The 12590-nt window shown below is 52.5% G+C and carries 9 protein-coding genes and 1 pseudogene; all 10 read right to left on the bottom strand.

Annotated elements, in window-relative coordinates:
• Positions 1–121: 121 nt before the first annotated feature.
• Positions 122–847 (bottom strand): metal-dependent hydrolase, encoded by a 726-nt coding sequence (locus CBB62_11075; GenBank protein OUT40065.1) that lies wholly within the window; start codon positions 845–847, stop codon positions 122–124.
• Positions 847–4110, bottom strand: coding sequence for a DEAD/DEAH box helicase (locus tag CBB62_11070; GenBank protein OUT40015.1), 3264 nt, complete (start codon positions 4108–4110; stop codon positions 847–849). The genes CBB62_11075 and CBB62_11070 overlap by 1 nt, the downstream gene beginning before the upstream one ends.
• Positions 4107–5669 carry a hypothetical protein gene (locus CBB62_11065; GenBank protein ID OUT40014.1) on the bottom strand — a complete coding sequence of 521 codons (1563 nt, stop codon included), beginning with the start codon at positions 5667–5669 and terminating at the stop codon, positions 4107–4109. The genes CBB62_11070 and CBB62_11065 overlap by 4 nt, the downstream gene beginning before the upstream one ends.
• Positions 5666–6916 carry a hypothetical protein gene (locus CBB62_11060; GenBank protein OUT40013.1) on the bottom strand — a complete coding sequence of 417 codons (1251 nt, stop codon included), beginning with the start codon at positions 6914–6916 and terminating at the stop codon, positions 5666–5668. The genes CBB62_11065 and CBB62_11060 overlap by 4 nt, the downstream gene beginning before the upstream one ends.
• Positions 6913–7974, bottom strand: coding sequence for a hydroxyacid dehydrogenase (locus tag CBB62_11055; GenBank protein ID OUT40012.1), 1062 nt, complete (start codon positions 7972–7974; stop codon positions 6913–6915). The genes CBB62_11060 and CBB62_11055 overlap by 4 nt, the downstream gene beginning before the upstream one ends.
• Positions 7974–9485, bottom strand: a complete 1512-nt coding sequence (locus tag CBB62_11050; GenBank protein OUT40011.1) for a type I restriction-modification system subunit M — start codon at positions 9483–9485, stop codon at positions 7974–7976. The genes CBB62_11055 and CBB62_11050 overlap by 1 nt, the downstream gene beginning before the upstream one ends.
• Complete coding sequence (locus CBB62_11045; protein ID OUT40010.1) at positions 9482–10150, bottom strand: hypothetical protein; 669 nt, start codon at positions 10148–10150, stop codon at positions 9482–9484. The genes CBB62_11050 and CBB62_11045 overlap by 4 nt, the downstream gene beginning before the upstream one ends.
• Before the next feature lie 52 nt (positions 10151–10202).
• On the bottom strand, positions 10203–10781 hold the full coding sequence (locus CBB62_11040) for a hypothetical protein (GenBank protein ID OUT40009.1): 579 nt from the start codon (positions 10779–10781) through the stop codon (positions 10203–10205).
• Positions 10774–11361, bottom strand: a complete 588-nt coding sequence (locus CBB62_11035) for a hypothetical protein (protein OUT40008.1) — start codon at positions 11359–11361, stop codon at positions 10774–10776. Before CBB62_11035 ends, CBB62_11040 begins: the two co-directional genes overlap by 8 nt.
• Positions 11354–12571, bottom strand: a pseudogene (locus CBB62_11030) (DNA methylase N-4). The gene CBB62_11035 and the pseudogene CBB62_11030 overlap by 8 nt, the downstream one beginning before the upstream one ends.
• Positions 12572–12590 lie beyond the last annotated feature (19 nt).

The following is a 12590-nucleotide window of genomic DNA, read 5'->3' as shown; positions in this document are numbered from 1 at the left end:
CTCAAAAACGGTGCTTTTTAGACGAGGGTTTGAAATGGCGGAACGGATTGCTCATGCGGAAAACCTAGCACCAATCAGCTTAGGGAGCAGTTTCTTCGTACAGTGCCCAGTGCCGGAAAAATCACTCAGCTAAAATAAGTTCTGCCATGCCATCCAACTTAGCCTTCCGGTGCTCCCAATCCGGGCAGTAGCGCGTTAGTAGCTTATAGTAAGCTTGGCTGTGATTGCGTTCACGAAGATGACACAGCTCATGGGCGATAACGTAGTCAATGCAATCTACCGGCGCCCTTATGAGCCAGGGGTTGAGATGAATTGTACCTGCCGGTGCACAACTTCCCCACTGCTTCTCCATGGCAACCAGCTTGATCTCCGGCGTCTCTTTGATCCACGAAAAACCACTTGCAACCAAAACCATACGACGACTGAAGTAATCATATGCGCGGTGCTGATACCATTCGTTAAGCCTACGTCGAATGGCAGCTTTATCAGACTTCCGTAACATCACCTGAATAGTGCCGCCCTGTAGCTTTACCTCACTCGGCATCTCCAGAGATTCAATCACTAGAAGTTTGTATCGCCGCCCTATGTAGAAATGTGTTTCTCCAGTGATGTATTCTCGAGGTAACGCATACGCACGTGCCGAACGCACCTGGGCAAGCTGTTTAGAAATCCAGCGTGCACGTTTTGCGACAGAGTTCTTTATGTCACCGACGTTCTTATGGGGTGGTGCTTCAACTTCCACTCGGCAATTTGGGTGCACGTGTATGCGGATGCGATCTATGAGGCCTGGGTTAACGGTAACGTCGAACCCAATTCGTTCAGAGCCATAGCGGATTTCGCCACTTATCACAGATCACCTCGTGAAAGGCCCACCCGCGTGACGTCGATGAGTTTCTCAATAGCCACTTTAGCCTTCTCAAGCCCGATCGATTTGAACAACAGTGGAAGAGCATTTTTCCGAATGGCGGCTTCTATGTTCTGAGTATTCAGGGAATTCTCAGCGACTGCAGTAGTAACAATACTGTCGAGAGAGAGCCCAATTTGTGCAAACTCGTCTGGATCTCCTTCTGGAACCTCGAGGGTCAAAATGCCGAAATAGGCGCGGGCGTGTTTGTTATCAGCGATGATATTAGGAATGGCCTTGATATCGCGGTCTTTAACCCCCTCCTCAAATTCCTTAAAGAGGGCATACTGCTTAAACGGATGCTCAAAAAGCGCATCAGCTTCGGCAATCGCTTGCTTTAGCAACTCCGAAAAATGGGCCTGAGCATAGGGATCATCCGCGAGCTCCTGTTCAATCGTTCGTTTCAAACGCGATTTGATAAGATCGGTTTCATTTCTGAGCTTTTCCTCTGACCACTCCTCCGGATCATCTTTGATACCGAGCTCATTGACCAGGTAGACACCATCGGCCTCGCGGATGTCCTCACCAACCACGTGACGATCAACAAGCCTTCTGATCTGGTCTTCATAGGCGCTGAAATCGATAGTCTCTTGCGCGTCTTGCTTTGCGGTCCGGCGAATTTCGCTGAAAAACTTGAGGTCTCTCTTGTATCGGGCAATCTGGCTCTCAGTGATTGATGGGTCTTCAAAAAAGGACTGCGACCCGAGGGCTACCTTCAGGCACATCCCATACTCCGTCAGAGCATCATAAAAGTCTTCGCGCCGCTTCTGGTTGCCATCGATGCTCTCGCCGTCATCGTCAGTTTCATAGGCTGGGATCAGAAGCTGACGGTATTGCTCACGATCGCCTTTGTTTTTGACGCCAAAAAAGATGGCCCAGAGCGCATCATGGAGCCCGGGGATGCGTTTGTACTCCGTTGAGACATCCGTATACAGTCCTTCAAGGTCATCGATATCAAACCCGCCTTGGGTGCGCTCGGCGAGGTCTTGATACTCCGAGATTGCCGTATCCAGCTCCTTCAGGATGCCGCGATAATCGATAAGCAGACCGTATTTCTTTTCTTCATGCAGCCGGTTAACACGCGCAATGGCCTGGATCAGATTGTGCTGCTTCAGCGGTTTATCGATATACAGAACCGCGTTTTTGGGCTCATCAAAGCCGGTGAGAAGCTTATCGACGACGATCAGAATATCAGGCGGGCCTTCCTCACCAAAATCCTCGATGATCTTCCGCTCATACTCCTCAGGCTCATCATGGACGTTGTCCTTCCACCACTGTTGAACCTCTGGCAGTTCGGACTCATCAACATCTTCATGGCCTTCGCGCGTGTCCGGTGGTGAGATCACCACGGCGCTGGTTACCTTGCCGGTCGCGTCCAACGCCTTCTTATAACGAATGGCTGAGAGCTTGCTGTCGGTCGCCAACTGCCCTTTGAGCCCGTTATTCAGCGCCTTGAAATTGTCCTCGAAATGCGTGGCGATATCCCAGGCAATAAGATTGATCCGCTCTTGCGCGCCATAGACCTGCCCCTTCTTGCCGTATTTCTCTTTCAGGTCGCTCTTCTGTTTGTCCGAAAGGTCGCCGGTGATCTTATCGAACCATTTGTCGATTGCCGTATCATTGATATCAAGGATTGGACGGCGCTCTTCATAAAGCAGCGGTGTGACCGTGCCATCCTCCACCGCCCGCTGCATGGTGTAGGCATGGATGATCGGGCCAAACTTATTCGTGGTTTTATCGTTCTTGAGCAGCGGCGTGCCGGTGAACGCGACATAGGACGCATTGGGCAGCGCCTTCTTCATGCGCTCATGATTTTCACCACTCTGGCTGCGGTGGCCTTCGTCAATCAGGACGATAATGTTTTCTGATGGGTTATAGCATTCCGGCAGTTTGGACGCGGTTCCGAACTTGTTGATGATTGAGAAAATGATCCGCTCATTCCCCTGGCCGATCCGTTTGGCAAGGTCACGCCCCGTGGACGCCTTCGCCTTGTTCTCTTCACGTCGTCCGCCATCCATGAGGCCGAGCGCACCCCCGGTCAGGAACGTGCGCGCCAGTTGCTTCTCCAGATCGACCCGGTCTGTCACCACCACAACCCGGCACTCGGCGAGGCTTTCGCGCAGCAACAGCGCTTTGCACAGGAAGACCATGGTAAAGCTCTTGCCCGAGCCGGTTGTGTGCCAGATCACACCGCCTTCACGCCCGCCATCGGGCCGAAAACTCGCTATCTGTTTGAGCAGTGCCTTAATACCGAAAGCCTGCTGATAACGTGCGGCAACCTTGCCGATTTTGCGATCAAAGATAATAAAATAGCGGATGAATTCAAGCAGCCGGTCATGGCTCAACAGGCTGATCAGCAAACGGTCCTGATCGGTGACGAATTGCTCACCATCCCACAGGCGGTTGAAATGCCGCTGCACCGATGGCGGTCGCCCGAACAGTAGCGCGTCGCGATCCGCCAGCGGCAGCGGCGCATTCTTGATACGCGCGAAATGCGGTTCGCCGAATTCCTCCTCATGCCAGGTGGCCCAAAATTTCTTGGGCGTTTTGGTGGTGGCATAGCGGCCCTCGGTGCCGCTAACCGACATCAGCAGCTGTGAATAGGCAAAGAGGTGCGGGATCTCATCGTTCTTCTGGTTACGGATCGATTGGCTGATTCCTTCCTCAACCATGGATTTATTCGGATTGCCGGAATCCGGGCGCTTCGCCTCAATAATCACCAGCGGCAGGCCGTTGACGTAGCATACAATATCCGGGCGGCGCGTGCGGGTGCCGTCGGTGGTCAGAACCTCCAGCTCATCGGTGACGAGAAAGCTGTTCTTTTCCGGCTCCGCCCAGTTGATGATGGGCACGGTGACTGCATGCTTCTTACCCTCCACAAACTCGGTGACGGTGATGCCGAGGGTGAGCATGTGGTAGAGCTTTTCATTCGCTTCGCCGAGGCCCTCCTGCATTTTCGGCGCGGACAGGTCGCGCACAATCTGGTCGATGGCGTTATTCGATAGCGGATAGCTCTGGCCCTTATAGTCGAACCGTCGCGTCTTGAGCTCGTCGATCAGCACGCTTCTGAGGATGACCTGCTTATTACCACCCCGCAGCGCCGCACACTTATCCGCCGGCAGATAACCCCAACCGAGCCCCATCAATGTCGCCAACGCAGGCACATGCGCAGAATATTGCTCGGCGGTGTTTGGAGCTTGGGTCATTTAGCCTCAGAACTCTCTACAGAGCTTTCGGCAAGAGTTGCCCTGATTTGATCAACCCATAATAATCCATCGTCAGTTTGTCGGCTTTCTCGATTTACGCGGACTATATGAACTTGATCTCTAACAGACGTTGGAAGACGCATTTTTTCTTCTAGCGTTTTTGTGAGATGACCATCGGATTTTTCATCGATTGGGGTCACCCAGAATAGAGTTTTGCCCTCATCTTCAATTAGCTGTCGGAACAGACCATTAATATGGTTGTCATCAATGTTGAAGTTATAACCGATAGCGATAATCGCATCTGTCTCTTTGAATTTATCAAATAGCTCCACGTAACGACGTGACATGCTTATCGACGTAAGTGGCTTGACCCCGCTCTGTGTAAGCATAAAGGGTACATGGATTTGATCAGTTGGTATCTTCCCGTCATCGTCGTGGATGACAGTATTTTTGTACGGATTATAGAAGTCGTTCACGCTTCCATTTAAATGATAAATAGAAGTTTTTTCGATAATTTTACCGCATACACGCTCGATTAGGTTATTATAGTTTGCAGTGCCGATTGCCTCAATTGTATCGCTACTATCCAGCAGCTTAAGCATATCGTGATAATATCCTTCAGCGTCAGCATCGATATTTGCTTCAAGCTGTTGGAGCATGTAACTACGGGTTGTGTGCAGGAAGATCACCATCTTTGTGAACTTGGCCCAATCTTCACGCGGTGAGTACAGGTAGCGCCAATGACTATCGATCAGCGATTGATAGTCCAGCACCTCAGTGAACAGAAGCTCCAATGCTTCTTGAAGAACAGCGAGAAGTATGTCCTGAATTCCTGAGGTATCATTTACCTCGCAGCGAGCTCCCGAGGCGAGAAGTAATCCAAGCGCTGTGTTTCCTATCTTGTCAAATTCCAGGCGAAACATGCCGCTGATGTCGTCCAGTATTGTGAGATCATCCGGGGCCTTTGTAAATATCTCCTGATTAACCTTTTGCACGAGTTCTTGCCCGTATGCACCGATTAGAAGCTGAAGGATCGAGGTAGCGTATTTTTCGATGTCTGCTGTGTCGCCCTCTTTACGAATTACATCCAATACTGCAGAGTAGAACTCCGATTCAAATAAAAGAACATTACCTGTAAGCGTTGGATTTACTTTGATTTCTTGGCTGTAAATCTCAGATCCATAATCTTTCCCTGTGAACTCTTTAAATTTTTGCTCAAGAATTTCCTGCTTAATATCACAACTATCCAGCGCGTTTGCAGCCAATTGGTCGAACGCGTTCAGCCGCTCTACAATGGTCGCTTTTCGATACTCGATTGAAGACTCAATTAACGATCTAAACTCTGTCTTGCCAAATGCATGGATGCGTTTTCCCTTGTAGTTATCAGGAAGCCATTTTGTTGCGTACATCGTAAGGTTATTAAGCCCGTTCAATACTTCTCTAAGGGCACTCTTTTCTTTCGTATTGTCTTGTCGAAAGAGATCAATCGCGAACTTCCCACCCAAGGGCAGGCCGTAACCAACTTCCGCGCCTGCGCCAAAAAACAATCCAAACTTCATGTCGCTTCGACCTCCTTATCGAGTTTGACGCGGCGCTTGCCGGTCAAGAGTTGCTGCATCAGGGCCGATTTTTCTGCTTTTAAGTCACGGCAAAGTGTTTCTAGCTTGATGATCTCATGCTCGGCAGCGTTTATTACAGATGCTATTGCTTTTTGCTCTTCAATCTGGGGCGCTACAATTCGAGCACTGAAGAAGTCAGTTACACTTACATTCAATAAGCCATGGTTGCGTGCGCCCTCCTGGGCGATCCCGTAAATCTCTTTATTGAAATAACTTCCTTCAAAATAATGCCGATAAAAATCATGATGAGCCGATCGTCCCAGAACCCGAAAACAGATGTATAGGCTGGACACAATCCCCTTGTGATAATGCTCAAGCGGCTTTATCGCGCCCATAGGGTAACCAGCTGAATAGCTTTTGTTATAAGCAAAATCACCCTGCTTGATCAGCGTGTATCCCGACAGATCTCTACCCGCTACACTCTTTTTGAAATATTCGGTTTGGCTTACCAAGCCATGTTGGGCTGAGATCGTTAAGACATTTTCGTTGAGCTCAACATTTTTATCGCGCACGCGCTCGAATAGCTCATTAAAAGCGACTGCTTTCCACTCCCCACTGAAACCCGGGAGGCGTTTTTTGGCGGTTAGGAGTTGTTGCATGAGCGCTTTTTTTTGCGCTTCGCTGTTGGCGATCAGCTTCTCGGTCGTCTCAATCGCCCGGTCCCAGGTCGACAAAATCTCTGCAATCCGCTTTTGCTCGGAAAGCGGTGGAACAAGCAATCGAATAGCAAATACATCGGATTTCGAGATATTCTTCATACTACCACTAGTGCCAGTCGCACCTGCAGAGAGTGCATGTCTGCCACGTGGACTTCCAAGATAGTAGGCGAGCCACGGCATATCTACTTTGGAATTTCTAGGCTTTGCCTGCCAAAGGCGATCAGGCAGGAAAAGATATTGAAAGTCTCTTTTGATTAGTGCGTTTGCGCCGACCAAAGCCGGTGTGTTCATTCGGCTGATTATTATACTTCCCGCCTTAACGGACTCGGCTAGGCGAATGATTTCCACTTCTGAATTGACTACTTTGTTTTCTTGCGGTCGGAACACTCCATTGGATACGCAGCTCGTTTTGAGAATGCCAGGCTCAACCCCGTCAGACTGTCGATCTCCTGAATTGACGCTCACACCCGCATCCAGACGCGAAACGAGTTGTGAAAGCGGCCTTTCTTTCCAGCCTTCTGGAATCATTCCTCAGTACCCTTCTTGATTGAACGCTTGCGCGTTGCCTTCGGCTTGGCGGCTTCGAGCTTTTTGGTTTTGTTTATAGCATCGATGAAATGCTCCTCCACCGGGCTGGGGGCGTTGATGGCGCGGGTGTGCCAGCGTTCGTATTCCGCGCTGCCTTTGTCCTTCGCCAGCTTGGCCGTGACCTTGCCCGCATGGGTGAGGACATCGCGGTCGCCGAGTTTGAGGAAATCGTCCAGCTTGGTGATCCAGTCGCCCATGGTCATGGGCTTACGGTTCATCGCCTGAACCTCGGCAAATTCCAGATAGGCGGTGACGATGCGGTTCAGCGCTTCGATCTCTTCTTGGTTCAGATAATTTTTGGCGATAACGGCGTCGGCTTTGCGTGGTGGGCCGCCCTTTGACTGGTTGGCCCAGGCGGTGAGGCCCATGTGATCCTTGGCCGCGTCGGCGCGTTTGACCACAATCTCCGCCGCCGTATGGCCGTGGGCTGCCCAATGCATCTTGTTCTGCACCGTCTGGAAAAACCGCTGGGATGCCTCATCGCTCGGGTCGTAATCGATGCTGGTCGCGTAAATCTCCAGCACCTTTTTGTAGAACAGTTTTTCCGAGGAGCGAATGTCGCGGATGCGGGCGAGCAGCTCTTCGAAATAATCCGCGTCCGGGTCTTTCAAGCGCTCGTCATTCATGACGAAGCCCTTCACCAGATACTCGCGCAACGCCGTGTTGGCCCAGCGCCGGAACTGGGTCGCGCGCGGGGAGCGGACGCGGAAGCCAATGGCGAGTATCGCTTCGAGATTATAGATCTTTGTCCGATAGCCCTTGCCATCGGCGGCAGTAGTCAAGGATTCCTTGACAACTGAATCCTCGTCTAACTCGCTGTCTTCGAATATATTTTTGAGATGCAGGCTGACATTCTGCTTCGTGGTGTCGAACAGCTCGGCAATCTCGGCCTGGGTCAGCCAGACGGTCCCGTCCAGGGCACGGAGCTGGATCTGGCTCTCACCATCCTCGGTCTGATAGAGGATCAGCTCACCCTTTGGCGGCTCGGCCTGGCTCATCAGAGATACCCCAGCTCTTTGAGGTAGCCGTCCATTTTAGTCTCAAGCTCGGCCAGCTCAGCCTTCAGCTTCTCACGCTCAGCGCGCACCGCCATCAGGTCGATTTCTTCCTCTTCCTCAAACGTGTCCACATAACGCGGGATGTTGAGGTTATAGTCGTTCTCGGCGATCTCGTCCGGCGTGGCGAGATAGGCATATTTGTCGACAGTCTCGCGCGCCTGATAGGTTTCGATGATCTTTTTGATGTTGTCATCGGATAGTTGGTTTTGGTTCTTGCCGGATTGGAACTCGCGGCTGGCATCGATGAACAGGACCTTGTTGTCAGCCTTCTGCTTTTTCAGCACAAGGATGGCTGCCGGGATGCCAGTGCCGTAAAACAGTTTTTCCGGCAGGCCGATCACGCAATCGAGGAGGTTTTCATCGACCAGTTGTTTGCGGATTTTCCCCTCCGACGATCCCCGGAACAACACGCCATGGGGGGCGACCACCGCCATGCGGCCTGTCTTAGGCTTCATGGTTTCGATCATGTGCAGGATGAATGCATAATCGCCCTTGGTCTTGGGCGGAATACCGCGCCGGAAGCGGCTGAACCTGTCGGCCTCTGCGCTGCCATGCCCCCATTTGTCGAGGCTAAAAGGCGGGTTTGCGACAACAATATCGTAATGCTGGAGCCGGTCCTCGCCATCGAGGAGTTTTGGGTTACGGATCGTGTCGCCCCACTCAATCCGGTGATTGTCCTCGCCATGCAGAAACATGTTCATTTTGGCGAGCGCCCAGGTGCTGCCAATGGCTTCTTGACCGTAGAGAGCGTATTTCTTAGAGCCCTCAAAGCGCTGTTGGATCAGCCGACCGCATTTCATCAAAAGCGAGCCGGAGCCGCAGGTTGGATCGCAGATCGCATCGCCTTCCTTCGGGTCCACTAGCTCTGCCATGAGTTCGGATACTTCCGGTGGGGTATAAAACTCACCGGCTTTACGCCCTGAATCCGCCGCGAATTGCTTGATCAGATACTCATAAGCGTTGCCGATGATATCGAGCTTGCCGATGCGCGACGGGCGCAGATTGAGGGTGTCTTTGGCGAAGTCTTCGAGTAGGTCTTTGAGCAGCTCGTTCTTCTGGGCTTCCTCACCCAGCTTGTTCGAATTGAAGCTGATATCCTGGAAAACATCACGCAGCTTGCCGATATTAGCCTCTTCGATGGCGTGCAGCGCTTTATCGATGCGCTCACCATTTCCCGCCTCATGACGGCGCTTGTGAAGGGTATAAAAGTTGGCGCTCTCAGGTAGGATGAAGCGCTCAGACTTCATCATCTCAGCGATCAGCTCGGGCTCATCGCCATATTCGCCTTTGTATCGGTCATAATGATCCTGCCACACATCGCTGATATATTTCAGGAACAGCATGGTCAGGACATAGTCCTTATAGATATCGGCAGAGACGGTACCGCGAAAGGTGTCGCAGGCTGACCAAACGGCTTTATTGATTTCTTCTTGCTTGATGGCAGTGGTCATTTGGCTCTTTCCTGACGGCTGGAGAGGAGATCGTTTGCAACCGCTTCAAGTTGATGCATGCGACACGCCTCGATGGCGCGCAACGCTTCGCGCTCCTTTTGAGCGGTGCGCCACAGATTCAAAATAGCTTCTTGTTTGGACAGGGACGGAACGGAGACTTCCAGCATTTCCAGATCACGACGCCGCACACTCTTTTGGGCGGAGCCTGCCGAAACCGACCGAAAGTAATTTTGCGCAGGCGCTTGATTCAGCTGCCAAGCAAGAAAGGACGGGATTAGAAGATCGCTTGTGCAATAAATCACAAAGAAATGCGGCGAGGCCACAGCTGGAAATGGCGTTTGACCAATGCTCAATGCATAAATGTTTAGCCCGCGACCACTGAAAAGCACTGATCGCTCATCCAGCCGCTTTTGCGTTCTCTTTCGCGGGATATCGGCTTTATAGATCTCGCCCCATCGGATCGCCTGATCGGCATCCACATTTCGAAGCTGGATCACACCGACTTCGCCTTCAGGCAGCGACTCCACGGAGCCGCGAATAGGATACCCTGCAGCAACCTCGGCGATCTCACTTAGCTCACAGATATATGGCGCATCATCAATCATGATGCATAATATGCACCTCAGACCAATAAATTCAAGGGTTATTTTTTGCATCATTGTCATTGGTGCAGTTATTTTATGTTAGGCCATTCAGACGATGACAAAAGCCACAGCTCTAACCCCGCTTAATAACCCACCAGTCTGGCCAGTCGACCTTATGCGGGGTTCTCGTGCTGGCATAGACCTGCTGCTGATCTTCAACCGATAGCTGCCTATTGCCCAAACGGTTAAGTGCCAGCTGCACAATCCATGGCTCCAGCATGTATCGGCAGTTTGGCCCGTAGGGATCAAACTTCTTTACAATCCGCAGCGCGCTTATTGCCTCACCGATGCTGTTCACCTCCGTTGTCCGGATATGAAATTTGTCAGGGACACCCGCCTGACGGGCCTGCCTGACCTTGGGCCCGATCGCCAGGAGCTTGCGCAGATCCGTTGTTGCCCGTGCTGTGCCAGTGAGTGCGTCTTTCTTGATCTTCAGGATCAAAGCCTCTTCCACTGTCACCTGCTTTGGCTGCCCGTTCTGCATGACCGTAATGCTGGCATTGAATACAGCATCATACGGCAACTCGAATGGCGGCTTCCTGGGACGACCGCGCGGGTTGCCGCTCTGCCCCTTGCAGAAACGCCCATGCGCTGGCGGCGCACCATAACCGGCATAGGCGCCATTATCGGTTGAAGCGCCGCTATCAGTCATCGTACTCCGCTTCAATAACCGGGAGTTTCGGGTCAATTGCGGCCGACCGGACTGCATTCATCTCAGTGTCTGATAGCGCACCAGCCGTCCGCCGACGGGCCATTGCCGCCTCAATCACCCAACTGTCCAGCCTGTTAAGGAGATAGTCATACCCCGGCTCTTCCACCCGAAGCATAATGCCCAGGACATCCATGGCCCGATACGCATTGAACGGCTCTGTCTCCACAACAATCTGCAGAGGGGCTGGCTTGATATGTTTTGCCCGCAGCTCAACCCTGAGCTCCTCACGCTCAATCAGGGCGTGTATAACCTCCTTGATTGCGGTCCGCTTACCTGCAAGCGCATCCTGCACCGTCTTGTACATCAGCGCATCATCGATGCTGAGCGCAGCGCCATCAGCCTTTTGGATCGGCTCATCCAGCATCACCTCTATGGGGGATAGCTCCAGCGCCAGAAGCTGTTGTTTGGATTGGCGGGTCCGACGCTTTCTCGGTTTGTGACCAGCGTCATCNTCATCATCAGACCCGGTCTCCAGAAGTTCGGGANAAGGCNCCATATACTCNTCGCTGAAATCACGCATCGGCAAGCTCCAGCTTTTTGGCGATCTGGCCCGTCATCTGCTCCCAGCGCTCGATTGCGATATCGACATAAGCCGGATCAATCTCCAGCCCNACAAACTGGCGACCCGCACGCTCTGCTGCCAGCAAGGTCGTGCCGGATCCGGTAAACAGATCCAGTACCCGTTCACCCCGCCGGGTTACATCCTTGATCGCATCCTCAACCAGCGCGATCGGCTTGACCGTCGGATGCAGGGCCAGATCAGCGGCCCGGCTCTTCTGGAAGGTATTGACCGAGGCGTAGTCCCAGACATTACTGCGATGGCGACCATGCTTGCCCAGCTCAACCGCATTGAAGTGCGGCTTGTCACCAACCCTGAACACAAACACCANCTCATGCTTGGAGCGATAAAGCGANCCCATCCCGGCATTGGATTTGTTCCAGACACACAAGTTCAGAAGATCGCCATAGACCGCGTCACCCACATGGCTGAGATCATCCATATGGCGCCAATCCATACAGACAAANTGAACNGCCCCATTCTTTGANNCANNNGCGGCGACCGAGAGGGTTTCGGTCAGGAAGCTTCGGAACTCAGCTTCACTCATCTCACCCGAGGCCATGGCAAACTCCTGATGCCNNCCACGGGCATTCACAAAACCATTGATCGGNACATTATAAGGCGGNTCCATGAACGCAGCTGCGACCTGGTGCCCCTGCCCCATTACCTGCTGCAGGAACCCGGCATCACGGGCATCACCACAGCCCAAGCGATGATCGCCCAGCGCAAAGACATCACCCAGCCTCGCACGCGGCACTACAGCCGCCTCCGGGACTGGCGGCTCCTCATCCTGGCCAACACTATCCAGAAGCACGTCGATCTCACCGGTCTCAAACCCGGTCAGGGTCAGATCAAAATCCAGATCCATGGTCTGGATCTCGCCCAGCTCGGCCACCAGCAAATCACGGTCCCAGCCGGCATTGAGCGCAATCTTGTTATCCGCAATCCGCAAGGCACGCTTCTGAACCTCGGAGAGATCACTAAGCTGAATGACCGGTACCTGCGTCAGACTGCAAGCCTTGGCACCCAACAACCGGCCATGGCCGGCAATGATCTCATTCTGCTCATCGATCAGGATCGGGTTGGTAAAGCCAAAGCTGCGGATCGATTGTGCGATCTGTTCGATCTGCGCTTTGGAATGAGTGCGGGTATTGCGCGGATGGGGCTTGAGGCTGGCCGGATCACGATAG

It is taken from the genome of Micavibrio sp. TMED2, from assembly GCA_002168225.1.
Taxonomy (GTDB): domain Bacteria; phylum Pseudomonadota; class Alphaproteobacteria; order TMED2; family TMED2; genus TMED2.
The sequence above is the reverse complement of the archived record's forward strand: the minus strand, read 5'-3'. Positions and strand labels throughout refer to the sequence as shown.

Bases quoted from the DNA above. Each gene is read 5' to 3' on its own strand.
- CBB62_11070 (OUT40015.1), bottom strand. From the start codon at position 4,110: ATGACCCAAGCTCCAAACACCGCCGAGCAATATTCTGCGCATGTGCCT.
- CBB62_11065 (OUT40014.1), bottom strand. From the start codon at position 5,669: ATGAAGTTTGGATTGTTTTTTGGCGCAGGCGCGGAAGTTGGTTACGGC.
- CBB62_11060 (OUT40013.1), bottom strand. From the start codon at position 6,916: ATGATTCCAGAAGGCTGGAAAGAAAGGCCGCTTTCACAACTCGTTTCG.
- CBB62_11055 (OUT40012.1), bottom strand. From the start codon at position 7,974: ATGAGCCAGGCCGAGCCGCCAAAGGGTGAGCTGATCCTCTATCAGACC.
- CBB62_11050 (OUT40011.1), bottom strand. From the start codon at position 9,485: ATGACCACTGCCATCAAGCAAGAAGAAATCAATAAAGCCGTTTGGTCA.
- CBB62_11045 (OUT40010.1), bottom strand. From the start codon at position 10,150: ATGACAATGATGCAAAAAATAACCCTTGAATTTATTGGTCTGAGGTGC.
- CBB62_11040 (OUT40009.1), bottom strand. From the start codon at position 10,781: ATGACTGATAGCGGCGCTTCAACCGATAATGGCGCCTATGCCGGTTAT.